Origin of the sequence: Sphingobacterium faecium (genome assembly GCF_003054045.1) — a bacterium.
GTDB lineage: Bacteria > Bacteroidota > Bacteroidia > Sphingobacteriales > Sphingobacteriaceae > Sphingobacterium > Sphingobacterium faecium.
Window position 1 is genome coordinate 240,246 of sequence record NZ_QBKH01000001.1, and the last position, 25,930, is coordinate 266,175.

21 protein-coding genes and 1 tRNA gene are annotated in these 25,930 nt (G+C 37.5%); 16 read left to right on the forward strand and 6 right to left on the reverse strand.

From position 1 onward, the window contains the following. Positions 1-101: 101 nt before the first annotated feature. Positions 102-362 carry a helix-turn-helix domain-containing protein gene (locus C8N37_RS01100; protein WP_108157159.1) on the reverse strand — a complete coding sequence of 87 codons (261 nt, stop codon included), beginning with the start codon at positions 360-362 and terminating at the stop codon, positions 102-104. A gap of 642 nt (positions 363-1,004) precedes the next feature. Here C8N37_RS01100 and C8N37_RS01105 point away from each other — a divergent pair. Next, positions 1,005-1,580, forward strand: coding sequence for a hypothetical protein (locus C8N37_RS01105; RefSeq protein WP_108157160.1), 576 nt, complete (start codon positions 1,005-1,007; stop codon positions 1,578-1,580). A 180-nt stretch (positions 1,581-1,760) separates the two neighbouring features. On the opposite strand, the gene C8N37_RS01110 is transcribed toward C8N37_RS01105, so the two are convergent. Beyond that, positions 1,761-2,339 carry a hypothetical protein gene (locus C8N37_RS01110; RefSeq protein WP_108157161.1) on the reverse strand — a complete coding sequence of 193 codons (579 nt, stop codon included), beginning with the start codon at positions 2,337-2,339 and terminating at the stop codon, positions 1,761-1,763. Positions 2,340-2,881: 542 nt separating this feature from the next. On the opposite strand from C8N37_RS01110, the gene prpB reads away from it, so the two are divergent. The 3 genes from prpB (at position 2,882) to C8N37_RS01125 (ending at position 6,433) form a co-directional block, all read left to right on the forward strand. Continuing rightward, positions 2,882-3,778 (forward strand): methylisocitrate lyase, encoded by an 897-nt coding sequence (gene prpB, locus C8N37_RS01115; RefSeq protein ID WP_108157162.1) that lies wholly within the window; start codon positions 2,882-2,884, stop codon positions 3,776-3,778. Beyond that, positions 3,759-4,913, forward strand: coding sequence for a bifunctional 2-methylcitrate synthase/citrate synthase (gene prpC, locus C8N37_RS01120; RefSeq protein ID WP_108157163.1), 1,155 nt, complete (start codon positions 3,759-3,761; stop codon positions 4,911-4,913). Before prpB ends, prpC begins: the two co-directional genes overlap by 20 nt. Positions 4,914-4,981: 68 nt before the next feature. Continuing rightward, positions 4,982-6,433 (forward strand): bifunctional 2-methylcitrate dehydratase/aconitate hydratase, encoded by a 1,452-nt coding sequence (locus tag C8N37_RS01125; protein ID WP_108157164.1) that lies wholly within the window; start codon positions 4,982-4,984, stop codon positions 6,431-6,433. 148 nt (positions 6,434-6,581) lie between these two features. Here C8N37_RS01125 and C8N37_RS01130 read toward each other — a convergent pair whose 3' ends face one another. Together C8N37_RS01130 and C8N37_RS01135 are read right to left on the reverse strand one after the other, a co-directional pair. After that, a complete protein-coding gene (locus C8N37_RS01130; RefSeq protein WP_108157749.1) occupies positions 6,582-8,708 on the reverse strand; it encodes a 3-hydroxyacyl-CoA dehydrogenase NAD-binding domain-containing protein in 2,127 nt (708 codons plus the stop codon). A gap of 46 nt (positions 8,709-8,754) precedes the next feature. Beyond that, the gene (locus C8N37_RS01135; RefSeq protein WP_108157165.1) at positions 8,755-9,942 is read right to left on the reverse strand and encodes an acyl-CoA dehydrogenase family protein; all 1,188 of its coding nucleotides are present in this window, start codon (positions 9,940-9,942) and stop codon (positions 8,755-8,757) included. 363 nt (positions 9,943-10,305) lie between these two features. On the opposite strand from C8N37_RS01135, the gene C8N37_RS01140 reads away from it, so the two are divergent. From C8N37_RS01140 to C8N37_RS01160, 5 genes are all read left to right on the forward strand, one after another. Further along, on the forward strand, positions 10,306-11,487 hold the full coding sequence (locus tag C8N37_RS01140; protein ID WP_108157166.1) for a thiolase family protein: 1,182 nt from the start codon (positions 10,306-10,308) through the stop codon (positions 11,485-11,487). Between the two features lie 359 nt (positions 11,488-11,846). Beyond that, positions 11,847-12,638, forward strand: a complete 792-nt coding sequence (locus C8N37_RS01145; protein WP_244914308.1) for an ABC transporter ATP-binding protein — start codon at positions 11,847-11,849, stop codon at positions 12,636-12,638. Beyond that, complete coding sequence (locus C8N37_RS01150) at positions 12,622-13,437, forward strand: hypothetical protein (protein WP_108157168.1); 816 nt, start codon at positions 12,622-12,624, stop codon at positions 13,435-13,437. Before C8N37_RS01145 ends, C8N37_RS01150 begins: the two co-directional genes overlap by 17 nt. 1 nt (position 13,438) lies before the next feature. Next, positions 13,439-13,822 (forward strand): GntR family transcriptional regulator, encoded by a 384-nt coding sequence (locus tag C8N37_RS01155; protein WP_108157169.1) that lies wholly within the window; start codon positions 13,439-13,441, stop codon positions 13,820-13,822. Then, positions 13,819-14,652, forward strand: a complete 834-nt coding sequence (locus C8N37_RS01160; RefSeq protein WP_108157170.1) for a carbohydrate kinase family protein — start codon at positions 13,819-13,821, stop codon at positions 14,650-14,652. The genes C8N37_RS01155 and C8N37_RS01160 overlap by 4 nt, the downstream gene beginning before the upstream one ends. Before the next feature lie 124 nt (positions 14,653-14,776). Here the strand turns inward: C8N37_RS01160 and C8N37_RS01165 are convergent, their stop codons facing one another. Together C8N37_RS01165 and C8N37_RS01170 are read right to left on the reverse strand one after the other, a co-directional pair. After that, positions 14,777-15,283, reverse strand: a complete 507-nt coding sequence (locus C8N37_RS01165) for an ecotin family protein (RefSeq protein ID WP_108157171.1) — start codon at positions 15,281-15,283, stop codon at positions 14,777-14,779. A 212-nt stretch (positions 15,284-15,495) separates the two neighbouring features. After that, entirely contained in the window at positions 15,496-16,230 is a 735-nt protein-coding gene (locus tag C8N37_RS01170) for an SIMPL domain-containing protein (protein WP_108157172.1), read from the reverse strand. A gap of 140 nt (positions 16,231-16,370) precedes the next feature. Here C8N37_RS01170 and C8N37_RS01175 point away from each other — a divergent pair, with 140 nt between their 5' ends. The 7 genes from C8N37_RS01175 (at position 16,371) to C8N37_RS01205 (ending at position 25,888) form a co-directional block, all read left to right on the forward strand. Next, the gene (locus tag C8N37_RS01175; RefSeq protein WP_108157173.1) at positions 16,371-19,169 is read left to right on the forward strand and encodes a S9 family peptidase; all 2,799 of its coding nucleotides are present in this window, start codon (positions 16,371-16,373) and stop codon (positions 19,167-19,169) included. A 185-nt stretch (positions 19,170-19,354) separates the two neighbouring features. Further along, positions 19,355-21,541 (forward strand): glutamine synthetase III family protein, encoded by a 2,187-nt coding sequence (locus C8N37_RS01180; RefSeq protein ID WP_108157174.1) that lies wholly within the window; start codon positions 19,355-19,357, stop codon positions 21,539-21,541. A gap of 163 nt (positions 21,542-21,704) precedes the next feature. Then, a complete protein-coding gene (locus C8N37_RS01185) occupies positions 21,705-22,133 on the forward strand; it encodes a c-type cytochrome (protein ID WP_108157175.1) in 429 nt (142 codons plus the stop codon). A gap of 264 nt (positions 22,134-22,397) precedes the next feature. After that, positions 22,398-22,477, forward strand: a tRNA-Leu gene (locus tag C8N37_RS01190). Between the two features lie 228 nt (positions 22,478-22,705). After that, on the forward strand, positions 22,706-23,704 hold the full coding sequence (locus C8N37_RS01195) for a phosphotransferase enzyme family protein (protein WP_108157176.1): 999 nt from the start codon (positions 22,706-22,708) through the stop codon (positions 23,702-23,704). Positions 23,705-23,876: 172 nt separating this feature from the next. After that, positions 23,877-24,557 (forward strand): response regulator transcription factor, encoded by a 681-nt coding sequence (locus C8N37_RS01200; RefSeq protein ID WP_108157177.1) that lies wholly within the window; start codon positions 23,877-23,879, stop codon positions 24,555-24,557. After that, positions 24,554-25,888, forward strand: coding sequence for a sensor histidine kinase (locus C8N37_RS01205; RefSeq protein ID WP_045753742.1), 1,335 nt, complete (start codon positions 24,554-24,556; stop codon positions 25,886-25,888). Before C8N37_RS01200 ends, C8N37_RS01205 begins: the two co-directional genes overlap by 4 nt. Positions 25,889-25,930: the final 42 nt, after the last annotated feature.

The window sequence follows — 25,930 nt, forward strand, 5'->3', positions numbered from 1 at the left end:
GGCTTGATAATATGATAAAAGGCATCCATTGGATGCCTTTTATCATTTCGCCAGTTTTTTTAACGTATTGATAGCTGCTTTTTGTAGCTTGTCGACATGACTTAAGCTGGGTCGTTTTCCGAACCAATTAATGGAATAGGCTCTTCAGGAATAAATTCTTTAGGGCTACAATTAAATAAAAGTGCTAGTCTATTCAGTTGGTCATAAGAATACATACTATCCGAATTTTTCATTTCTATTTGACCAATATAGCCCGCAGAGACCTGTATCAGTGAAGCAAGCTTAGCCTGACTCATATTTAGATCTTTCCTTTTATTACGAACAAGATTGACTATTTCAAATTCTATAAGTGATTTAGACATAATAATTTAAAAAATATTTGCTTAGTAAATACTAAGTAATTATATTTGTTTAACTTAGTTGTTACTAAGTGATTTTGTGGCTTATTCTGTGTGTTTTTACGAATAATATGAAATGAAAATAAGATAAGCCGAGCACCAATTACCAATTTTAAATTATGAAAATGCAAACTAAATTTACTGGCTATGTCAATCTCATATTCAGCTTCATTTCTTTTTCCAATTATTAGTTACAAAAGAACATAAAATGCTATCGAGAATAAATTTATGAATCTTTAAAAATGAATAGGTAAGGGGTCATCCTGTACAGCATGTTTTCGCCTTCATGCTGTATGATCCAGCATAAATTTCTTATGGATGGTGGTGGCCTACCTTAGAATTTTTACCGACCTGCTTTGCTATCAAATAATGCGATAAAAAGAAAGCAAGATGCTATTTATTCTTGACACAATAAATATAGCATTTTTTTCTTGGTAAGCCAATGATAGCCTTATGTATTTAGACCTCTTGTTTTAGCATAAAGAAGGCGGGTCGGTTTTTAATAAAAATAGATTTTGGCCATATGAAGATGGAAAAAGATGTGGTATTGGGACAGCTTTGTGGTGATTGTTAAACAGGTAGGTTAACCAATTATAAATAATTAAAATGAAAACATTACTGCTAGAACGCTTTAAGACTCGTCAAACGAAAGAATTTCAATGCCATAATCGGGAACAACCGCTCAAAAGTATTTTAAAGATAAAGCCTAAAGAACGCTATTATTCGCAGTTTACTCCACTACTGGCAGATTTGGATTCTTACAGTTGTGTGGTCCGAGATGAGCAAGCAGATGTGCTCCGCATCTCCTTAGTTAACATGGCCATTTATGAGTTTTATTTATTTGCCTTTGGTCTTTCCGGTACTTTTCCTGTCTCCCGTATTTTTGTATACAACTGCGATCGATGTAACTATGTGCACGATCACGACTGTGGTGATCATGAGATCTGGAAAGAGAATCATCTTTATTGCTATGAACTCACGTTGCCAGCAGCAACTGAGAGGGAAGAGTATCAGCAAAAAATCTTAAATGATCTCCATAATAAATTTCATCTGGAGGTGAGAATAGAAAAAGAACAGGTCGTTTCTGATGTTTATTTTAATGAAATTATGGGCTGTCCAGCAGCGACAAGCTGGCACGAACAGACTGTTATGACCATTAAACCTAGGATCATGATGTCGTGATAGGCAGGATGATGATACCTATTGGAGTCTACTTTTTCAAAACAATTTTGGAGTTAAATAATTCGTGCTGAATTATTTAAGATCTTATTTTTACCAATTATTAAATAAAAGCGTCAAACGCTAGAAAGGCGTGTACGCGTTGTACATGCCTTTTCTATTTTAATTATGCAATCTGTTTTGCTATCTCTGTCCAGGTAAGTAGATTTGAAAACCAAGTCCTACACCTAAACCAGAAGCTTTTTCACCTAAGTTTACATTTGATTTTGTATAGTTATAGCCAACAGTCGCCTCCAATGCTACTGTTCTCGTGATGAAGTGGGCATAACCTAGATTTGCTCCTAATGCCAACGAAGCTCCTTTTCCAACTGAGCTACCAGCTATACCGATATCTCCCTGTCCAAAAAAGCGACCTGATGAAGATGAACCCTCAGGGAAATAATATCGTACGAATGGTGCGATACCGTAATTCCACTCGTTGTCATGTCCTTTTACACCAATAAAACCTAAGTTAGCTTGAGCTCCAATAGCGATACCATCAGAAACGAAATAACCAGCTCTTGGTTGTACATTAATATTAAACGCTTTTCCTTCAAAACTATAACCTAGATTCGCTAAGGAACCACCGACCATCCAGTTACCCTTTTGTATTGGGGCAGTACCAACATCTGCTGAACTTTGTGGAATGGTTTCGATTTTTTGAGCATTTGCACCGAAAGCTATTCCCCCCATAATTGTAAGTAGTAGTGCTAATTTTTTCATGAGTCTTAAGTTTTTCTATATAATTAACGATTCTTGTTTATTATATAACAGTAAAAGAAAACAAAAGTTTTATTTTTTTTAGCTTTAACTTACAAGTTACCGCTGCAACAATTTATTTTTAATTTTTAGCTGTTTAATTTTCCATTACTAATAAGGCACAGGATGATGTTTTGATGTTATCCGTTTCTTACCCTCAAAATTGTCATTTTTACCTTGACCAATGTCATCAATCATGCACTATCGATGCCATCATATTTTTACATTCAAAAAGCTGATGTGATTTTTTTTTAGTCGTGATTGAAGTCGTTAAAATATTTGTAAATCAGCTTATTATTACTTCCTGTTTATACTGTGTACTGCATACAATTTCACTATATTTCATCTTGGTAATTTGCATTTTCGACTATTATTTTTCTTATCTTTAGCAGGAAGGGGGGCTGGTCAACACCTGATAAAGTGCTGAAAATAGCCTTGAAAAATAATCAAATAGGTTTAATCCATTACAGCTCGGCTTTCGAGCTAATTTGATAAGATCCAATTATATGATAAAAACCGCAGGTCTTCTTTTTAGAGAAGCGATCAAGAATGAAAAACCATTACAAGTGGTTGGTACTATCCATGCTAACCATGCACTTTTAGCCCAGCAGGCGGGTTTCCAAGCCATTTATTTATCAGGAGGGGGCGTTGCAGCTGGATCTTTAGGAATCCCTGATCTTGGGATCACAACACTTGAAGACGTATTGGTCGATGTTCAACGGATTACCAATGTATGTACACTGCCTTTATTAGTTGATATTGATACTGGATTTGGTCCATCGGCATTTAATATTGCCCGAACCATTCAATCCTTGATCAAAGCTGGTGCCGCCGCCGTACATATGGAAGATCAGGTTGGAGCAAAACGTTGTGGCCATCGACCGGGAAAAGAATTAGTGTCAAAAGCAGAAATGGTCGATCGTATCAAGGCTGCAGTAGACGCCAGGACGGATGGTACATTTGTCATCGGTGCCCGTACTGATGCTTTGGCCTCTGAAGGATTGGAAGCCGCATTGGAAAGGGCTGTTGCTTACAAAGAAGCAGGTGCAGATTTTATTTTTGCTGAGGCTGTACATGACTTGCAGCAATATAAAAGTTTCAGTGACGCTACTCAACTTCCTATTTTAGCCAACATCACCGAATTTGGTCAAACGCCCCTGTTCACCCGAGAAGAGTTATCCCAAGCGGATGTTTCGATTATCCTATACCCACTTTCTGCTTTTAGAGCTGCAAATAAAGCAGCTGAAAATGTATACCAACATATACGACAGGATGGTACGCAAGCTGCTGTAATACCCCATATGCAGACGCGAGAAGAACTCTACCGTAGCATTAATTATTACGCATATGAAAATAGATTAGATCAATTGTTCAATAGTAAACATGATGATAGAAACAAATGAAAAGGGTTTTAAACCCAAGAAAAGCGTCGCATTATCCGGTGTTGAAGCTGGCAATACAGCTTTAAGCACAGTCGGGAAAAGTGGTAACGATTTACACTATCGCGGTTATGATATTTTGGAACTTGCCGAACAAGCTAGTTTTGAAGAAGTAGCGTATTTGTTGATTTATGGAAATTTACCAACCAAAGCACAGCTCACCAGTTATCAAGCGCAGTTAATTAGCCAGCGTGGATTACCGATTGCGATACAAAAAGTATTAAAACAATTGCCAACTACAGCACATGCGATGGACGTGCTTCGTACCTATGTTTCCGTATTTGGGAGTATTCAACCAGAAAAAGAGAGTCATCCCATTGCAGGGGCACGCGATATTGCCAATCGCTTGATGGCCTCCATGGCGTCTGCTTTGCTATATTGGTACCATTTTAGCCAACATGGACGTGAAATTGACGTTGAAACAACGGATGGAACTTTAGGTGCACATTTTTTGCATCTTTTACATGGAACTCCCCCGCCAGCATCATGGGTCAAGGCGATGCAGGTATCTCTAAATCTGTATGCAGAACATGAATTTAATGCTTCAACCTTTACCGCACGTGTGATAGCAGGTACTGGTTCTGATCTTTATTCGAGTATTGCAGGAGCTATTGGAGCACTGCGTGGACCAAAACATGGCGGAGCCAATGAAGTTGCTTTTGAAATACAGAGCCGGTATGCCGATGCTGACGAAGCAGAAGCTGATATTCGAAAACGGTTAGCCAATAAAGAAGTAATCATTGGTTTTGGACATCCTGTTTATACGATCTCTGATCCACGCAATCAAGTAATCAAGCAGATTGCTAAAGAGCTTTCCGAAGAAGCAGGTGATATGACATTGTATACCATTGCCGAACGTTTGGAATCAGTGATGTGGGAGGAAAAGAAAATGTTTCCAAATCTAGATTGGTATTCTGCTGTATCCTACCATTTGATGGGGATCCCAACCGAAATGTTTACGCCTTTATTCGTGCTGTCGCGGATTACAGGATGGTCGGCACATGTATTTGAACAACGACAAGATGGTAAGATCATTCGACCGAGTGCACACTACATTGGTCCTGAAAATAGACCCTTTGTTCCTATTTCTGAAAGGTGAAAAATACTTTCAAGTCAGAGGATTAGCACGATAATTTAATATATACACTTATAGTTTTTATAAATAAAATGGCATCACAAATTTCGAATGACAGACCGCAAGCAGATCAGGTATTAGCTGATATTGCGGATTATGTCCTTCATTACAACATCGAAAGTAAAGTGGCATGGAAAACCGCATTTTACTGTTTTTTAGATACATTAGGATGCGGGTTTGAAGCGTTGACCTATCCCGCTTGTACCAAATTATTAGGACCCGTTGTACCGGGTACCATCGTTCCCAATGGGGCCAAAGTTCCAGGTACTTCTTATCAATTGGATCCGATTCAAGCAGCATTTAATATTGGAGCTATTATTCGTTGGTTAGACTTTAATGATACTTGGTTAGCTGCCGAGTGGGGGCACCCTTCGGACAATTTGGGAGGGATCTTAGCGACCGCAGATTGGTTGAGCAGAACACGGATTGCTCATGGAGAAAAGCCTTTGAAAGCGAAGGTTGTGCTGGAAGCCATGATCATGGCGCATGAGATCCAAGGCGTATTGGCATTGGAAAATTCGTTTAATAAAGTCGGTTTAGACCATGTGATTTTAGTAAAGGTGGCATCTACGGCTGTTGTTGGAAAATTGTTGGGACTGAGTCGAGACGAGTTGATCAATGCGATTTCTTTGGCCTTTGTAGATGGTCAGGCACTTCGTACCTATCGTCATGCACCTAACACAGGTAGCCGAAAATCATGGGCTGCCGGTGATGCTACATCTCGCGCGGTGAAGTTGGCATTAATGGCCCAAACGGGAGAGATGGGATACCCTTCGGTACTGTCAGCGCCTGTATGGGGATTTTACGATGTATCCTTTAAAGGACAAGCTTTCAAATTTCAGCGACCTTACGGATCTTACGTGATGGAAAATATCCTGTTTAAGATTTCTTTTCCAGCCGAATTTCATTCTCAGACAGCAGTTGAAGCAGCTATGCAATTATACGATCAACTCAAAGCTATTGGAAAAACAGCAGCAGATATTGCCCATATTCAAATTCGTACCCATGAGGCAGCCATACGTATTATCGATAAGAAGGGACCGTTGCACAATCCTGCTGATCGAGATCATTGCATACAATATATGGTTGCAGTTCCCTTGTTATTTGGTCGATTGACAGCGGAAGATTATGAAAATCAGGTAGCAGCAGATCAACGTATCGATGTATTGCGCGATAAAATGAGCTGTGTGGAAGATGTTCAATTTACAGAAGATTACCATAATCCTGAAAAAAGAGCCATTGCCAATGGGCTTACGGTCACGCTAAACGATGGTACCGTACTCGCAGAGGTCTTGGTCGAATATCCAATAGGTCATCCTCGTCGTCGCGATGAGGGAATTCCCAAACTGATTGAAAAATACAGGATTAATTTAGCTCGTATCTTTGCAGATAAGCAACAAAAACAGATTTTGAATGCGACATTGGACTACGATACTTTTATTGAAATGGATGTGAATCAAGTGGTTGATCTGATGATGAAATAAGGTGAGAAGGTTAACAGGTTAGGAGGTTATAGTGTTAGAAAGTTAGGAATTCGCTTTGTTACTGCGTCACTAGTCACTGCGTTATTAGATCACTATCGTCCATAAAAAAGGCCTGCTTATCAAATGAATAAGCAGGCTTTTTTATGTGTTAATTTTTATTTTCAACAGGCCAGTTTGACTGTAGTCCTGAGTAGAAGCTGTAGTTTTCTTGAGCCAACTTTTGGAGAGATTCAGGAATGATCCATTGCTCACCTAAGGGTGTAAAAGTTTGACAGTCCTTCACAAATTTTTCAAGACCCACTTGATCCATATGACCAAATACTCCGCCTGTATGTACAGGATATCCTATACCTAAAGTAGCGCCAACATCAGCATCGATGGGGCGATCCAATACGCCCTCTATTAAGCATCGGTAACTATCGAGTGACATCACGTGCAATAACCTATTTTGTATGGTTTCCAATTTTGGTAAGGGTTCTATTAGGGGTAAAGTGTTATCGTACCAGATTGTTTTTTTTCCAGATCCCATATCATAATCATAAAAACCCTGACCTGATTTTCGTCCATTTCTTCCTGCATCTACTAATGTTTTCAAATAATGGTAGCACCGTTTTTGGCTGGGGTGCAAATGTGGTAACTGATCGTACACATGTAGCATCAGGGATAGCGATATCTCATCAAGTACCGCGAGAGGACCAACTGCAAATCCGGCATATTTCGCTTGTTCATCAATTAATGCAGCCGGAATACCTTCTAACAACATCGTGACCGCCTCCAAGAGATAATTGAAAAAAATCCGGGAGGTAAAAAATGCAGGGCCATCATGAACAATAATTGGGATCTTTTCCAGTTTTCGTACGACTTTTAAAGCTTTAGCTAGTGTTTGCTCGCTCGTTTGTTTTCCCCTAATGATTTCGACTAAAGCCATACGATCTACAGGCGAAAAGAAATGCAGACCAATAAAGTTTTCTGGATGAGGACTTACCAAAGCCAATTCACCGATCGGAAGGGATGTGGTATTGGAAGCAAAGAAACCGTTCTTACTAAGAAAAGGAAGAGTTTCATGACTGACTGCTGCTTTGAGTTTTTTATCTTCAAATACAGCTTCGATAATGAGATCCACTTCACCAAAATTGTCAACCTGATCTGTAGGATAGATACGGGAGAGGAGTATCTGTCTTTTTTCTTCATCCATTTTTCCCAAGGTTACCCATTTCGACGATACTTTTTCGGCATAGGCTTTTCCTTGTTCTGCTTGCTGTAGAGTCACGTCTTTTAAGATGACATCAATACCCGCTCGGGCTGCTTCAAAAGCAATTCCAGATCCCATCATCCCAGCACCCAAAATCGCTATTTTTTGGAGACTGTACGAACTGTTGTCTACAGGTCCGGAAGAACTTATTGCTTCTTGAGCAGCAACATATTGTGTGCGGATGATACTCCATGTTGTGGGATCCTGAAGGACCTTGATGTAATTTTCAATTTCGAGTTCTAGCGCTACTTTTTTTGAAATATCCCTGCTCTTATCCATTACTTGTAGACATCCTTCGATATTAGGTCGAAGGCCAGCATGACGTTTTCTGATGGGATCAGAAAGTTTTTTCCAAAGTTCGTCATCCCCTATAGTTGTAGATCTTGATCTAGTATGATGGAGATTTTCGAGGATCCAGGTTTGAGCATGTTGTATAGCAGCATCATCGTCGGGTACGATTTCGTCAATAAGTCCTATCGACTTGGCTTGATGAGTTGATAGGTTATCACCTTGCGTCAATAAGGGAAGTGCCGCCTCTAATTGAAGTAATTGCGTCGCCAGTACCGTAGCCCCCAATCCTGGAAACAGACCCTGTTTTATTTCTGGGAATCCCAATTTTACATCACTTAAAGCAATGCGGTAATGTGCCCAGAGCATCGTCGTAAGCTGTAGGCTCAGACAATCATCGGTTATGATCCCCACGATAGGTTTACGTTGTTCTTGAAGGAGATCCCATGTGTTGATCAGCGATGTTAACCGCTTTTTAAAGGGATATGCTTCTTTTGCTAGATTAAGCAATATTTCATAGTCGATTCCTTGTTTGTCAAGTGGGGGAGTGAAGATTATTCCTTTCACTTCAGCATCCTCGATATTTTTTGTCAGAACAGCTACAAATTCTTCCAAAAGATCAAGGCTTTTTCCTTTGGGGGTATCAGCAGTATAACTTGGGCTGATGAATACCATTCCTTTTTCATTTCTTTCACTCTGGAAATGAATGAAGTCGGTATTTTTCACAATGTCCATAATAATCATTTATGTAAAAGATCAATCTTAAGTATCGATCTAAAAACTAATTTGAAGAAATAGGTGTACTAGCTTGTTGCTGATAGTTGACTTTATCAATCGTCATTTTAGCAATAATTTCCAGCATGATTTCAGAAGTGCCACCAATAATCGTACCCACTCGAACATCACGGTATAGGCGTGCTATTTTATAATCTTCCGTAAAAGCATATCCTCCAAAAAATTGAAAACATTGGTTTACCACACGAACCGCGAGTTCACTGGCTTGTAGTTTAGCGATTGAACATTCTTTTACCGCATACATTCCCGACTGTTGTAAATCGCAGCATGAATAGATAAAAGCTTTAGTAACCGCTATATCGGCGACCATTTGTGCGACACGATGTCTGACAACTTGAAAATCCTGAATTTTTTGTTTGAAAGCCTCTCGTTTATTGATATACTCCATCGTATACGCTAAAGCCGACTCCGCAGTAGAGATACTGTGAATCGCAGCAGTAAGACGTTCCAATTGCAATCCATCCATCAAATAGCTAAAACCAGCACCTTCTTCACCAATCAAATTTGATACGGGTACTTTTACTTGATTAAAACCCAGTTCCGCGGTATCCGAAGCGTGCCATCCCATTTTATTGATTTTAGTAGCCGTTACGCCAGCAGCATGTCGATCAATCAAGATTAGACTGATACCTTTACTCCCTTTACTTGGGTCAGTCTTCACAGCGGTGATAAAAAAATCACCATAATAACCGTTCGTAATAAATGTTTTTGAACCATTGATCAGGTAATGATCTCCTTCACGAATAGCAGTTGTTTTGATTTTTTGCACATCTGATCCCGCACCTGGTTCAGTGATGGCGACAGCACTGATCAAATCTCCTGCAATCACTCCCTTTAAATATTTTTCTTTTAATTCTTCAGAAGCGTATTTCAGTAAATAAGGAGCCGACATATACTGGATCACTAATGCAGTAATGGTAAATCCTCCAGAAAAACAGTGGGAAAGTTCCTCGCACAAAATCATGGAATAATAGAAATCCAAATCTAGTCCGCCGTAAGCTTCGGGATAATTAAGTCCTGTAAATCCCATATCGCCCATTTTTTTCCAAATGGAGCGGTCTATTTTTCCCTCTTCCTCCCATTGATCGATATGGGGCAGGATTTCTTTACGGATGAATGCTTTTAAACTTTCGCGGAATACGTGATGCTCAACGGTTAATGATGTTGCTTGCATATGCTATTAAGTTATATTGGTTATACTTTACGTTAGACTTAGTGTTCCAAGTAAGTTTGAAGCTAAATTAAATTAAAAAGATGATGTTTTCATTTATTTGAAGGTTAAATATTTGTGAAACTCTTTTGAACAGAGCTAGTTTCCTGTTTTTAGTAGTTCTAGAACTGTTTTTTAGGTGGAATTAAAATATATGCTTCAGCTGTTGATTTCCTGTTTACTATTTTTGTACCTTTAAACATAACTTTATGATAAAGCTATCCCCAAACGATTTTGTCTAAGTGAACACCGATCGGTATACAAAATATGCAGATTTGATGTTTACACAAAACACGGTAGTAGCATAGATAACCAAAATAATAAACGATGACTAAGAAAGTATTTATTGTCGCTGCACAGCGTACAGCAATAGGAAGCTTTGGTGGCGGACTATCCACCCTGAGTTCAACAGAACTGGGGGCTCATGCTGCGAATGCAGTTTTGAAACAGGCCGTTGTAGATGGAGAAGAAGTTGATGAAGTGTTAATGGGTTGTGTGTTACAAGCAGATCTGGGACAGGCTCCTGCACGTCAGGTGGTGAAATATGCTGGTTTATCTGATCATATTCCAGCAACCACCATTAATAAAGTTTGTGCAAGTGGGATGAAGGCAGTAGCCTTGGGTGCGCAAGCTATTTTATTGGGCGATGCGGAAGTAGTACTAGCCGGAGGTATGGAAAGTATGAGTCGGGTTCCTTATTATGTACCAGCGGCACGTTGGGGTGCGAAGTACGGAAATCAAACTTTGGTCGATGGCGTACAACGAGATGGACTTAGTGATGCCTATGCCCAAGAGGCTATGGGTGTTTTTGGTGAATTATGTGCTGCGAAATATGGTATTAACCGGGAAGAACAAGATGCATATGCGGTATCATCCTATACCCGAAGCCGTGATGCTTGGCAGCAAGGAAAGTTTGACAAAGAAGTTACACCCGTTACCATTACCACACGTAAAGGAGAGCAAATGGTGAAACAAGATGAGGAATTTACCCAAGTTAATTTCGATAAAATATATACCCTCAAACCAGCTTTTGAGAAAGAGGGAACTATTACAGCAGCTAATGCATCTACATTAAGTGATGGTGCTGCTGCATTACTGTTGATGTCTGGTGAAAAAATGGAAGCACTGGGTCTACAGCCTTTAGCCGAAATTATCGCCTATGCTGATGCGGAGCAAGAGCCAGAGTGGTTTACAACAACACCAAGTCTGGCGGTGAAAAAAGTACTACAGAAAGCAAATCTGACTTTAGCTGATATCGATTTCTTTGAATTTAATGAAGCATTCTCCGTTGTGGCGTTGGCTAATGCTCGAATACTGGATATTTCCTTAGAAAAAATAAACGTATACGGTGGAGCAGTATCTTTAGGGCATCCGCTAGGCTGTTCAGGTGCTCGGATTCTAGTAACCTTAACAAGTGTACTGGAACAAGAAGGAGGACAATATGGATTAGCAGCGATATGTAATGGAGGAGGAGGAGCATCCGCCATGATTCTTAAAACATGTAACTAGTCTTTTCGAGATTGGTTTTGATGCTTTTCCTAAAATAGTTGACAAACCAAATCAGGTCACATGAGCTATTAAAAAACCGAAGATTACAACAATTACTGAAATTGTATTGAAAAAAGACCGTTTATCCATATAGCATGGGAAGCGGTCTTTTTATTTGACCTGCTTGATGAATTAAGATATCGCACTATTACTCCTTCTGATTTGACGTCACATCAGTTATCATAATAAAAAAAATAAAAAATAATTGCATTTTCATTTTTCCTTTCTATATTAGTGTATTAATTAAATAATACAGTAGTATGATAACTATTAAAAACCTAAATTTCAGCTACAGCAAAACGCGACCATTATTTAAAAATATGGACTTAACATTAAAAGAAGGACATATTTATGGTTTGTTGGGGAAAAATGGTGCAGGCAAGTCAACCTTACTTAAGAATATGGCCGGTTTGGTCTATCCTGTAAGTGGTACGATTGAAGTGTTACACTATAATCCTTGCCATCGCGAACCTGCTCTGCTTCAGGAAATCAGTTTTATTCCTGAGGAATTTCATTTACCTGCAGTGAAATCCGCCACTTTTGTAAAGGCCAATGCTGTCTTTTACCCCAAATTTGATCATCAGTATTTTCAGCAGCTGATTCACGAATTTGAGATTCCGATAGAACAAAAGTTGGCGAACATGAGCTATGGTCAGAAGAAAAAGTACATTATATCATTTGGCTTGGCTTCCAATACCAAAATCATGATTATGGATGAACCGACCAATGGTTTGGATATTCCTTCAAAAGTTCAATTTCGTAAAATTATGGCTTCAGCGATATCGGACGAACGCTGTGTTATTATTTCGACCCACCAGGTGCGTGATCTCGATAACCTCATCGATGCAGTTATCCTATTGGATGAGCATCGCGTGGTGCTGAATGCAGATGTGAATATCATTACGGATCGGATCAGTTTCAAAAAAGTACGCGAATTAAGTGACGATGTGCTCTATGCCGAACCTGCATTAGGCGGCTATAATACGATACAGCTAAATACATTGGGGGACGATTCTAAATTAGATCTTGAACTCTTGTTTAATGCCGTTTTACAGAAAAAAGAATTGATTACAAACCTTTTAAACGTTACAGAAGATGTCGAACGTATTTAATTTTAATCGCTTATGTGCATTGATCCGTCGGCAATGGATTGCTGTGGGGAAAATCTATATGATGTCGATAGTGATCATTGCTGGGATCTTTATTGCTTTTTATGGTTTTTCAATTTTTAATAATTATGGAGATATAAGTACACACTCTGAAATGGGGCGATACGTGCTTAATTTTAGACAACCCTTATTTTATTTTTTAGGATTGTTTTTTATTACGATTATATCGAGCAGTTATTTTTCTGATTTGGGACAAAAGACAAAAGCTATTTTTGAATTGATGATTCCGGCTTCAAGGCTAGAAAAATTTCTTTCTGCAGTATTTTATACTGCGATTGTTAGTTTGTCTGCTTATTTCTTATTATTCTTTTTAGTTGATTTAGCATTTGTATCTTATTTAAGAAGTATTGGATCTTCCATTACAACTATTCAAATGGAGCCCAGGGGGCCAGTGGTGGTCGATAATTGGATGTATTTCTTCAAAATGGAAAAATCTGAATTTTTGCCCTATTTTTATTTTCTACCATTTATATTGAATGCCCTATTTTTATTAGGTTCCATTGCTTACCAAAATTATCAATACATTAAAACAGCTATCACCATGATCATCTATATAGCGGTCTGGATCATCACATTTATTTATGTGATGAAATTAACAACCGATAATACCATTGGCATAGATAACAATAATTATTTTGATGAGAAGGTCCATTCACTTCAACTTGTTCTAGCAATTGGTATATTTTTAACATTAACTTTTTGGGGTTTAGCATTTTTGAAATTAAAGGAAAAGGAGGTTTAAAATGGATTTTAATGCTAATAAAGCCATTTATCTCCAGATAGCAGCATATGTTTGTGATCATATTCTGCTGGGGACTTGGAAAGTGGAGGATAAACTGCCTTCGGTACGTGAACTTGCCGTACAATTGGAAGTAAATCCAAATACCGTGATGCGCACTTATGACCTGCTGCAACAAAAAGAAATTGTTGTCAATAAACGAGGAGTTGGATTTTTTGTGACCGATACATCGGTGGAAAAAGTTAAGGCATATCGCAAAGCTGTTTTTTTAGAAGAAGATCTCAATCCGTTTTTTAGAAATATCTATCTCTTGGAAATTAGTTTAGATGAACTCAAGCAACGGTATCAATCTTTTATCGAACAAAATTTTAAAAATAACGAATTATGAAACTGAGTAGTAAAATATTGATAGGCTTGGGGATAGCATTATTTATAATTCCTATAGTCACCACTTCTTATATTGTTGGCCATGATCGAGTGGATACAAAAGTGTATGAGGATATCCTTCGTCAAGAGGGGACTGATCCCAATAGCAAAGATACGTACCTAAAAACCTTCAAGACTAAAAATTTTAATAACGTAAATGTTATCGGTAATCAAAAAGGATCGATCGGTCTCTTCCTGGTAAAAAGTGATAAATATGCCGTTAAGATAGATAAAAATAGCGAGAGTGAAGTTGCTGTTTCTGTCAATGCGGAGGGTCAGTTAAATATCGAGCTAAAAGATAATGCAAAATCATACTATAAACGCATTTATATTTTTACTCCAAATATCGCCCAGATTAAGTTGTCTAACCTTATTGTCAATGACTTCTCTGGACAGTGTGACCAGTTGGAAATCATCGGAGATAGCATAGAAGAATTTAAATTTAATTCAAATATAGCGATCAATAAATTGACCTTACATTTGAAAAAATCTCTTCTCAAAAGTAGTGAGTCTGAATCCTTACAGATACCAGATTTTACCTTGGATTTAGATAGCAGCGTTGTCAACCTTGTCAATCAAAATAATGGACAAGTCTTTGTTCAGGCAAAAGATTCTAAAGTAAATTTCTTTGCAAAGGATCCAAATGTAAAACTCAAGTCTTTGCATTTGAAAACGGTGGGAAATTCGATCATTAACCTGAATGATTCTCAATTCGAAAGTATAGATGGGCAGCTATCAGAAGAAACAAAAACAGATTTTTCGATTGGTCTTCTTAGACGAATTTTGAAATAGTGAACGATAAGTTTTTATCATCATTCATCAGGATAAAAAGACTCAATTGAGCATCGTAATACTGGATACAACAAAAAGCGCTCTTCAAATTTAAAGAGCGCTTTTTGTTGTATATCAAATCTAACTATTTTGTACTTTTAACAGCAACCTCTGCAGCTTGATATGTTTCAGGTTCTGCTTTATAAATTTTGAATTTCACTTCATAACCTTCCGGTGCGTAAATCACGATTGGCATTCTTCCATTATACTCCGTCATGACAGATTGAGCAGGCACAAATGTGTTCTTCTTTTCACCTTGACAGAACATTTCGGTCATGCCTACATTTCCATCCGTTTTAAAAACATAGTATTGATAGCCCCAACCTTGCAAATCTTTTTTTTCAAATTCTCCGGATAAAAAATAACTATTGCATGCATCCGTCTCCATATATTTACCAGCAAAAAATTCAATTTTTTTATTGCTGTCACCAGCTATTCCGGCATGTGGCACTTCGATAACATATTTGACCATTCCCTTTTCTGGAGCAGGGAATATTTGAACGTCCTGTTTAAGTAAAGTTTGCGCCATACCAGATATCGAAATCAATAAAGTAGCAACGATTATTCCTGTTTGTAACATTAACTTTTTCATATCTATTATTTTTTACCATGTTTAGTATATGTGATTAGAGAAAAAATTAATGTATTGGTTTAATCAATTGCCTATTTTTTTTATCTTGAAAGACTATTAATATCTTGATTGTAACGTTATTCGTTTGATAAATAAGATGTTGCTTTTGTTTATTGTAAAATGATTTTTTAGATAACCTGTGCTGATTAATTATTCCCTTGATGGGACAAAGGTTATTGTGGCAAATAACTCGCTTTTACGGTAATGTTCGCTGTCTTCTTTCTAGAAGTGGTATTGAACGCTCCTCCATATGAAAATTCTTCATTGTCGTTCTGACCGGTGATCTGAAACACACCCAAATCTGCCTTCACCAACTGACCTAATGAAGATGCCGATTCTGATGCAATATTCGCTGCACGTTGATGTGCATTTTTCGAAGCCTGAGAAATAAGTTCCAATTTTAAATCTTCTAACTTAGAATAATAATAATTGGGGGTACTGGAGCTTAATTCCAATCCCTGTGAGATCAATGTCGATATCTCACGAGATGCATTGTCAACTTTGTTGAGATCCCGAGACTCAACACCAACAGTCTGCGACAGGGTATAACCTGAAAAAGTATTATAACTGCTTCCTTTACCATCGGTATGGTACTCAAAATCCTTAATGATATTTACCGCTTCAAATCTAATCTCTTCCGATTTTAACCCTTGAGCGATTAAAAACTTACGGACTAACTCCCGATCTTCCGCAAGTTGGTCAGAGGCACTTTTTAAATCAAAATTTTTGCGGCTATAGCTCGCATTCCATTTTACTAAATCAGACTCAAAATCTTTCTTTGCATTTCCATTTACTGTGATGGTCTGCGATGACTTAAATTTATAGCGGTAGGCGTTACTGAAAAGACAGGCAGCTACAATAATGACAATACCTGCAATGAGGGCAATGATGATTGGATTGTATTTCATAATCAGATATTCTAATAAGGTTATTTCTATTTAACAGACTCTATATGTAGCAATCATGATACCAAAAAAAACTGCTAAATTTGAATTTAAATAGATAATTTGCGGTTTTTGAATTAGAGTGTTAATATAAGTGATAAATAATGAATAAAAAAATCATTCTTATAGGATTGTTTGCGATGCATGGGGCAGCATTATTAGCCCAAAAGAAACCACTAGACCATACCGTTTATGATAGTTGGCAGAGTTTGAGTGCCAGTGAAATAAGTGTAAGTGGCAAATACATATCATTTCAGGTTATACCTCAAGAAGGGGATGGCAATTTTTATGTAAAAGATAATTTAAATAAAGCTATATTTTCCCTACCTAGGGGCTATAATGCTCGTTTAACGCGCGATGAAAAGCATGTCATCTCATTAATCAAGCCTAAGTTTGTCGATACACGCCAAGCAAAGATCAAGAAAAAGAAGCCCGAAGATATGCCAAAAGATTCTCTTGCAGTCTATACTATAGCGACAGGCAAACTGACCAAGTATGCTGATGTTAAATCATACAAATTGGCAGAAGAGGCAAGTGGATATTTCAGTTTTTTGACTGACGGAAAAACAGCTGCACCTGCAGATACAACCGCGTCAAAGACTAAAAAAACAGCTAAGATCAGTACCTTACATCTTTTTGATTTAGCAACAGGTGATACCCTTAATTTTCAGCAGGTAGATCAGTACGATTTTAATAAAACAGGAGATAAACTGGTTTTTACCAAAAAAGCAGAAGCGAAAGACTCGACTTCCAATATTGCGGGCGTTTATCTATACGATCTGACAAATAAAACCCTTAAAAAGATCACAAATGGTCGCGGTACGTATAAGAACTTTACATTTGATGACATTGGAAATCAATTGGTCTATTTAGGTGATCGAAGTGCAGAAAAATCGTTGGTCAAGGATTTTAATCTATATTATTATACCGCTCAGTTGGATACAGCACGTATTGCTGTTCAAAAAAATACCACTGGATTACCTACGAATTGGGCTGTAAGTGGCGATGGAGATTTAAAATTCAGTAAAAATGGTCAAAAGCTATTTTTAGGTTTGGCTCCTATACCACGTGTCAAAGACACCACATTAGTTGATTTTGAGCATGCAAAAGTTGATGTATGGCATTGGCAGGACGACTACCTGCAGCCGCAGCAATTGGTTAACTTAAAAAAAGATCTTGCCCAAAGTTATTTAAGTGTATTTTATCCGCAGCAGGGAAACCGAGTTATCCCTTTAGTAGATGACAAATTCAATCCAGTACGTACAACCGTTGAAGCAGATCAAGAGTATGTGTTGGCAACCACGGATTTTGGTAGAAGAATCGAAACACAGTGGGATTATCGCAGCAAGCAAGATGTATATGTCGTATCTACCGTTTCAGGAGCTCGTCAACTGGTGATTGAAAATTTATCCGGACAAGCGGTTTTATCTCCTGATGGTCAATATGTACTTTACTTCAACCAAGATAATGGCAATTGGTATTCCTATCAGATTGCTTCAAAGAAAGTCACCTTATTAAATGATGGTCTTCCAGTATCTTTTGTGGATGAAGATAACGATATGCCTGGCAAACCAAGCGGTTACGGTATGGCCGCATGGGCAGTGGACGGAAAAGGGGTATATCTCAATGATAAATTTGATATCTGGTATTTTGCCTTAGATGGATCAGATAAATATCTAGCCACCAACGGATATGGTCGTGCATCAAGTACAGTATTGCGTTATAAAAATTTGGACCATACGCAAACTAGTAAATGGAAATCAAACACACTCGATGAACGTCAACGAGTGATCCTGACTGCTTTTAATGAAAAAACGAAAGAAAATGGATTTTATGAAATGCGGGGAAAACGTAAAGATCCGAAAGCGATCCTGATGTCAACTAACGTTTATAGAAACCTCCAAGCATCTGACGACCAAAAGCAGTTCATCTATACCAAAGAAGATTATGTTCATAGTCCTGATTTATATGTGAATACCCATACATTTAAAAAGGAAGAGCCATTAACAGCATTAAATCCGCAACAGGCAAATTACAATTGGGGAACAGCAGAGTTGGTACAATGGTCGACACCAGCAGGTCATCAAGCAGAAGGAATTCTTTACAAACCCGAAGATTTTGATCCGAACAAAAAATATCCCGTAATTGCTTATTTCTATGAAAAGTTGACGGATGGTTTATATAATTATCAAGCTCCAGCGCCTACACCATCTCGTTTGAATATCCCATATTTTGTGAGCAATGGGTATTTGGTTTTTGCACCTGATATTTCTTATGTAACAGGAGAACCAGGAAAATCAGCTGAAGAATATATCAATTCGGGTATGAAGCATCTGGCTCAGAATAGCTGGGTTGACTCCTCCAAATTGGGGATTCAAGGACAAAGTTGGGGTGGTTACCAAGTGGCACATCTCATCACGGCAACAGATATGTATGCCGCAGCATGGGCGGGTGCACCAGTTGTTAATATGACTTCGGCTTATGGTGGTATCCGTTGGCAAACCGGTATGTCAAGACAATTTCAGTATGAAAATACGCAGAGTAGAATTGGAAAGACATTGTGGGAAGCACAAGATGCTTACTTGGCCAATTCACCGCTTTTTCATTTAGATAAAGTGAAAACCCCGGTTGTCATTATGGCAAATGATAATGATGGAGCAGTGCCATGGTATCAAGGAATAGAAATGTTTACGGCGTTGCGTCGTTTACAGAAACCGGTTTGGATGTTAAATTACAACGGTGACGAACATAATTTGTTGTTACGACAGAATCGAAAAGATATCCAAATACGCGAACAACAGTTTTTTGACCATTATTTGAAAGGTGCTCCTGCACCAAAATGGTTGAAGTCCGGAATTCCTGCTAAAGAAAAAGGAATAGATTGGGGTTTTTCCGTAGATTAATTTTAAAAAAGAGCTTATTTGTTACAAATAAGCTCTTTTTTTTAGCGCTTGTTTTATTTGTTGAAGCTTTTTAATAAAAAAATCAAAAAAAATTTCAATTTTTATTGAAAACAACATATTTTTACAAAGTAATTTGATGAAAAATCAAAACAAGGGTATTAAAAACTTAAAATCTGAATCATATAATGTCTAACTTAAGATTTCAATCTGTTGAAGCAGCTGCAACACGCAAGAATGCTTCTCTAAAAGTAGAAACGAAAAAAGCAACCGAAATTTACGGCAAGAATGTTTTTTCAATAGCGAAGATGAAAGAATATCTTCCTAAAAACTCATACAAAGAGTTAGCACAAGCTATTGAGGAAGGATCTGCAATTTCTCGTGATTTAGCAGAGCATATTTCACAAGCCATGAAAAGTTGGTCACTATCAAATGGTGCTACACATTATACCCACTGGTTCCAACCTTTGACAGGATCTACAGCTGAGAAGCACGATGCTTTCTTCGAACCAGATGATAATGGCGAGGCTATTGAAAAATTTACAGCTGATGCTTTGGTACAACAAGAGCCTGATGCGTCAAGTTTTCCAAATGGTGGTATCCGTAATACATTCGAAGCGCGAGGTTACACTGCATGGGATAGTTCATCACCCGCTTTTCTTTATGAGACAGGTTCTGGTAAGACATTATGTATTCCCACAGTATTTGTATCGTACACAGGAGAAGCATTAGATTATAAAGCACCTTTGTTAAAAGCTGTAAGTGCTATTGACAAAGCATCTACAGATGTTGCACAATATTTTGATAAACAAATTACGAAAGTAAATGCTTCTTTAGGTATTGAACAAGAGTATTTTTTAGTAGATCTTTCATTATATAATGCACGTCCAGATTTACAATTGACTGGCCGTACATTATTTGGTCACATGTCTGCAAAAGGACAACAATTAGATGATCATTATTTCGGAGCGATTCCAGAGCGTGTTTTAGCGTTTATGGTAGATTTAGAAAATGAAGCACTGAAATTAGGTATTCCTTTAAAAACTCGGCACAACGAGGTAGCGCCATCTCAGTTTGAGTGTGCACCGATGTACGAAGAAATGAACCTTGCCATCGATCATAACCAATTGTTACAAAATCTGATGGACCAAGTTGCTTTGCGTCATCATTTCAAAGTCTTATTACATGAGAAGCCTTATAGCGGTGTCAATGGATCAGGTAAACACAACAACTGGTCATTAATTACCAACACAGGTGTTAATTTATTATCCCCAGGTAAGACTCCTAAGACCAACTTGATGTTTTTGACTTTCTTTGTCAATATCATTAAAGCCGTATATGAGCACGCTGACTTACTACGTGCATCGATTGCAAGTGCGAGTAATGATCACCGTTTAGGTGCAAATGAGGCTCCTCCTGCTATTATTTCGATCTTCTTAGGATCACAGTTAGATGATCTTTTAGAAGAGGTAGAGTCAGCTCGTGTGGCTAAGAAAGTAAAATCTGAAGCAAACTTATGGCACGGTATTCCTAAAGTTCCTGAATTAAGATTGGATAACACAGATCGTAACCGTACATCACCATTTGCATTTACAGGTAACAAATTTGAGTTTAGAGCAGTAGGTTCTTCAGCAAACTCAGCATTGCCAATGACCGTTTTAAATGTCATTGTCGCTAATCAATTGATTGAATTTAAAATTGAAGTTGACAAACAAATTAAAAAAGGAATCAAGAAAGATTTAGCTTTACTTAATGTTGTTCGTAAATACATCAAAGACTCAAAATCAATCCGTTTCGAAGGTAATGGTTATAGCGAAGAGTGGGAGAAAGAAGCAGAAGCAAGAGGTCTGTCGAATATCAAATCTACTCCTAAAGCATTAGATGTATATGTTAAAGAAGAGACGATTCAATTATTTGAAAAATTAGGAATCTATACCAAAAGGGAGAGCGAAGCACGTCACGAAATTTTGTTAGAAAACTTCTATAAAAAACTGCAGATCGAAGCACGTGTTATTGAAGAAATCGTTAACAATCAAATCGCACCTGCATGTTTGATTTACCAAAATGAATTGATCAAAAATGTTCAAGGCTTGAAAGAATTGGGTCTAGGAAAAGAAGCATATAGCTCACAATGGAATTTCTTAGAGCGTATTTCCTTCCATGTAAACACTGTTCTTGAAAAAGCGGAAGAGATGCGTAAAGAGCGTAAAAAAGCAAATCAGATCGAAGATATGCGTGAGAAATCTATCGCTTATGACGAGATCGTTAAACCTTATTTTGACGATATCCGTTACCATGTCAATAAATTAGAGAAAATTGTTGATGACCAAAAATGGCCATTACCAAAATTGCGCGAATTATTATTCATTAGCTAATCTAACTATTAAATAAACAAAGAAAAGCGATTCCATCTGGAGTCGCTTTTCTTGTTTTATCATACTTTGTAACAATCTGCTGTATTGTCATATTAATTTCATTTTATTGTAGGTTATGATCGCATCATTTCTTACATTTAGTCATTAAAAGAAGAAGAAAAAAATGAAGAAAATTAATTTTAAATATCGGAAATTATGCATGGTTACTGCAGTTATTGCAGCAACACTCTCTTTGAGTGCATTTATTCCAAATCAGGAAAAACCAAAAGAAGAAAAGTTTTCTAACCTCAAAGTATTACCCAAAAATACAACTCCAGATCAACTAAAAGCAGTCATGCATGATTTCAATGCATCCCTTGGTGTAAAGTGTGGGTTTTGCCATGCCCCTTCAAAAGATGATCCTAAGAAAATGGATTTCGCCAGCGATGAAAATAAACACAAAAATGTCGCGCGTGATATGATGAAAATGACCGCTAAAATCAATAAGAAATACTTCCATAAAACCAATAAAGAAGGGGAGATCAAGGCCATCTCCTGTAAAACTTGCCATAATGGACAGAAACATCCCGAAATGAAAATCGCGAGTTTATAAAATCGTTCAGAAAAAGGAAGCCTCAGCTTTCTTTTTCTAATCTTAGATGCTCATATGGGATATTTAAATTTACTTTATTGTTCTATCTCCGCTATTCTGGGGGAGCACATGCATATTTTCTAAGGAATGATTTTATTTGATGTAAAAATAAAATCATTCATAATCAGATATTTCCTTGCTAAGGTGTATTTTTATTTTGCATATATCAAAAGAATATCTACCTTTGCATCACTCCAAACAACGAAATACTTGTTTGAACGGACCGCCCGGATGGCGGAATTGGTAGACGCGCTAGTCTCAAACACTAGTGGGAAACCGTGCCGGTTCGATCCCGGCTCCGGGTACCGAAAAAGGATCTGAAGTTAATTCTTCAGATCCTTTTCTTTTATGCCAGAATTTAATTGCATGATAATGGATGCATATACAGGCTAAATGATATTTCTGGTACATAATTAGCATGCGGTACAATTCTTTTTGCTCATCAGATCATTTTATTATTTCCTATAACTTTTCAGAATTGGGATTCTTATTTTGCCCTTACGAAATGAAGATAAAATATTATATTTAACCATATGCCTATTTTTCCAACCCAATATTCTACTTTGTCATCCACTGCATTGAAAATCTTTCTTCAAAGCGAATATGGATTTGAGATTCTTGTATGCACGTTTTTGTTGCGTGGAGTAAACGATCATTATCAAATTGAAACCAAAGATCACAAGTATATATTTAGAATATACAGAAATACCCATAGATCGTTTCAAGAAATAAGCTCCGAAGTATTCTTTTTAAATGTACTGAAGGAAAAAGGAATCGGTATATCATTTCCTATACGTACGTTAAATGAGGAGCAAATATTAAAGTTTGATGCAGCTGAGGGAACTAGATATGGTGTCTTATTCAGTTATGCACAGGGAGAATCGTTAGACATGCTCAGTAATCCGCAGCTTGCTAGTCTCGGAGAAGAACTCGCGCGGATTCATCAAGTCTCGGCTGAAATTACATTGCCATTTGAACGTCGCGAATATAATTTGAATACCACTATTTTACAACCTATACATGCGCTTAAGCCAATTCTCGACGTAAATTCACCCATGGCTGTATGGATTAATGAAACAAAGGAAAGAGTAATCAGCAAGTTTAAAACATTTGATTTATCTAAGTTTAGCTATGGCTACTGTCATTACGATCTTTTTCCAAAAAACTTTCATTTTGATCATGAAAATCAGATTACTTTTTTTGACTTTGATTTCCTTGGAAAAGGCTATTTAGTTAATGATCTCATGACTTTTTGGCTTCACCTTTCTCTCCATGCTACATTTAATAAAATAACTCAAGAAGAAGCAGATCGTCAATTTAGCGTATTCATTGCAGCTTATAGAGGCATAAGGCAGCTTCATGAAAATGAAATAGCCGCTATTCCCTATTTAAGTTTTGGTTTTTGGATATTTTTCATGAATTTTCATCAAGAACATTTTGACGATTTTTCCAATCCTTTTTTCAATGGCAGGTATATAAATCAAAGATTAGATTTAATAAAGACTTTAACAGATCGTTATTGCCGCTTTTAACATCTTCATGTTTATTAAACTGAAGAAAACATATACTCCTTTTTCTTTTAGATCCCTTCACACTTTATGCGGTTCAGCAGACCTAAGCTAGATTAGAATTTCATTAGATAGCTATATTTTTACCCATTTTACCCCTAGCTTTCTTTAAATTTGTGAATTAAAGTATATTACCATGCAGATTTTAGTTGTAGAAGACGATAAGCGGATCAGTGATTTTCTAATTAAAGGATTAGAAGAAAATGGTTATATGGTTACCTTATGCCGATCTGCTGAAGAAGTGATCGCAGATTTTCTGAATATCGCATGGGACTTATTGATTGTTGATATCATGCTTCCGGGCATGGATGGCAGGCAATTGGTGAGTACGCTACGTTACAAGAACTGTCATGCGCCAGTGTTGATGTTGAGCGCATTGAATACGGTACAAGATAAGGTCGATTCCTTAGACCTCGGAGCGGATGATTACCTTACCAAACCCTTTCATTTTGACGAATTATTATCCAGGATCAAAGCATTGACCCGCCGCAGTCAGATTGGTTTCGAAGTTAAAAAAAGTCAATGTATTCAAGTTGGTGCGCTAACAATTGATAAGGATCAGTACAAAGTCTATGACGGCGATCAGGAATTGGAACTGTCTCCCCGAGAATTTAAACTGCTGATGTACCTCGTTGAAAATCAAAATAAAGCAGTCAGTAGAATTCAGATCCTCAATGCTGTTTGGGGAATTAATTTTGATAATCAGACCAATGTAGTTGATGTGTATATCTCCTATGTTCGCAATAAGATCGAAAAGAAACAAAAATATATATTTACAGTAAAGGGAGTCGGGTATCTATTTAAATTGGAGCAATGAATTTAAAGAATCGTCTTTCTGTATATGCTGCTTTTATTTTTGGAGTGATTATTTTGATCGCTTCGACGATCATCTATGTTTCCTTCTACACCAGAATGGAAGGGCAGGAGTTTCGAAATCTGGAAAGTAAAACCCTGCTGTCGGCACTCTTTTACCTGGAGAAAGATGAGGTTTCCTTTATTGAACATGAAACCATTAAAAATCAGCTTCAAAAGAATATTTCTAAACGTAATATCTTGGTCGTCGATTCGCTCAATCGACGTTATGACGGACAGATGGAAGAAGATATCCCCATTTCGGCTGAATTTTTTGATTTAGTGCGTAAACAAGACGTTGCACAACTCAAAACAGATGCATTTTTTTATAATGGACTCTATTATCATGATAATGAAGGCGATTTTGTAATCGTCACTCGAGCTTCAACCGCTGAATTTCAAGATCAAATGCAATTGCTGCTCCATATTTTATTAGCAGTTTCTTTTATCGGGCTCATCTTGATCCTTATCTTTTCCCAATTTTTAGGCAATATTGCTTATGATCCCATCCTGAAGATGATCAACCAGATTAAAAAGAGAGATGATCAAAATTTTAATGAACCGATCGTTTTAAACAAATCTTATCAAGAAGTCCAGGAGCTGGTGGATACTTACAATCATTTTGTTGAAAAACTAAGCGAAACATTTTCCATTCAGAAAAACTTCATTGACTACGTATCCCATGAACTGCGGACTCCACTTGCAGCCCTCTTAGGTACGCTGGAAGTCAGTAAACAAAAGCCTCGTACCGTAGAGGAACATGAATTGGTCAACTTACAACTCAAACGGTATACCGAAGATCTTCGCGATACGATCGATCATATGATGATCCTTTCGGGAGCAAAGACCAATTTCGAAACCAAGATCATCCGTATTGATGAAGTGCTATGGGAGATTATTGAACAATTGACTTTGGTGCATGGCGCTCAAATCAATGTTGATATCCAAGTGGTGGACACGGATATCCTAAAAGTCGATGCCAATGATAAACTGTTGCAACTTGCCATTCAAAATATCATTTTGAATGGGGTGAAATACTCCAATAATCAACCCATCGTTGTGCACCTCAAATCGCATACAGGTAGATTATTAGTTGAAATTATGGATCAAGGTATCGGTATCGCGCCAGAAGAACTTATTCGGGTCACCGAAAACTTTTACCGCGGAGAGAATGCGCAAGATTTCAATGGAAAAGGAATCGGTCTATCCTTAGCCAATGTGATTTTTAAATTGCACCATATCCGTATGGACATCAGCTCCAATAAACAGGGAACAACAGTTTCCTTGTATTTCTAATCAAATTCTAATCTACTTCGAAATTCCTGTTAATCTACCAAC

Bases quoted from the DNA above. Each gene is read 5' to 3' on its own strand.
- C8N37_RS01100 (WP_108157159.1), bottom strand. From the start codon at position 362: ATGTCTAAATCACTTATAGAATTTGAAATAGTCAATCTTGTTCGTAAT.
- C8N37_RS01105 (WP_108157160.1), top strand. From the start codon at position 1,005: ATGAAAACATTACTGCTAGAACGCTTTAAGACTCGTCAAACGAAAGAA.
- C8N37_RS01110 (WP_108157161.1), bottom strand. From the start codon at position 2,339: ATGAAAAAATTAGCACTACTACTTACAATTATGGGGGGAATAGCTTTC.
- prpB (WP_108157162.1), top strand. From the start codon at position 2,882: ATGATAAAAACCGCAGGTCTTCTTTTTAGAGAAGCGATCAAGAATGAA.
- prpC (WP_108157163.1), top strand. From the start codon at position 3,759: ATGATGATAGAAACAAATGAAAAGGGTTTTAAACCCAAGAAAAGCGTC.
- C8N37_RS01125 (WP_108157164.1), top strand. From the start codon at position 4,982: ATGGCATCACAAATTTCGAATGACAGACCGCAAGCAGATCAGGTATTA.
- C8N37_RS01130 (WP_108157749.1), bottom strand. From the start codon at position 8,708: ATGGACATTGTGAAAAATACCGACTTCATTCATTTCCAGAGTGAAAGA.
- C8N37_RS01135 (WP_108157165.1), bottom strand. From the start codon at position 9,942: ATGCAAGCAACATCATTAACCGTTGAGCATCACGTATTCCGCGAAAGT.
- C8N37_RS01140 (WP_108157166.1), top strand. From the start codon at position 10,306: ATGACTAAGAAAGTATTTATTGTCGCTGCACAGCGTACAGCAATAGGA.
- C8N37_RS01145 (WP_244914308.1), top strand. From the start codon at position 11,847: ATGGACTTAACATTAAAAGAAGGACATATTTATGGTTTGTTGGGGAAA.
- C8N37_RS01150 (WP_108157168.1), top strand. From the start codon at position 12,622: ATGTCGAACGTATTTAATTTTAATCGCTTATGTGCATTGATCCGTCGG.
- C8N37_RS01155 (WP_108157169.1), top strand. From the start codon at position 13,439: ATGGATTTTAATGCTAATAAAGCCATTTATCTCCAGATAGCAGCATAT.
- C8N37_RS01160 (WP_108157170.1), top strand. From the start codon at position 13,819: ATGAAACTGAGTAGTAAAATATTGATAGGCTTGGGGATAGCATTATTT.
- C8N37_RS01165 (WP_108157171.1), bottom strand. From the start codon at position 15,283: ATGAAAAAGTTAATGTTACAAACAGGAATAATCGTTGCTACTTTATTG.
- C8N37_RS01170 (WP_108157172.1), bottom strand. From the start codon at position 16,230: ATGAAATACAATCCAATCATCATTGCCCTCATTGCAGGTATTGTCATT.
- C8N37_RS01175 (WP_108157173.1), top strand. From the start codon at position 16,371: ATGAATAAAAAAATCATTCTTATAGGATTGTTTGCGATGCATGGGGCA.
- C8N37_RS01180 (WP_108157174.1), top strand. From the start codon at position 19,355: ATGTCTAACTTAAGATTTCAATCTGTTGAAGCAGCTGCAACACGCAAG.
- C8N37_RS01185 (WP_108157175.1), top strand. From the start codon at position 21,705: ATGAAGAAAATTAATTTTAAATATCGGAAATTATGCATGGTTACTGCA.
- C8N37_RS01195 (WP_108157176.1), top strand. From the start codon at position 22,706: ATGCCTATTTTTCCAACCCAATATTCTACTTTGTCATCCACTGCATTG.
- C8N37_RS01200 (WP_108157177.1), top strand. From the start codon at position 23,877: ATGCAGATTTTAGTTGTAGAAGACGATAAGCGGATCAGTGATTTTCTA.
- C8N37_RS01205 (WP_045753742.1), top strand. From the start codon at position 24,554: ATGAATTTAAAGAATCGTCTTTCTGTATATGCTGCTTTTATTTTTGGA.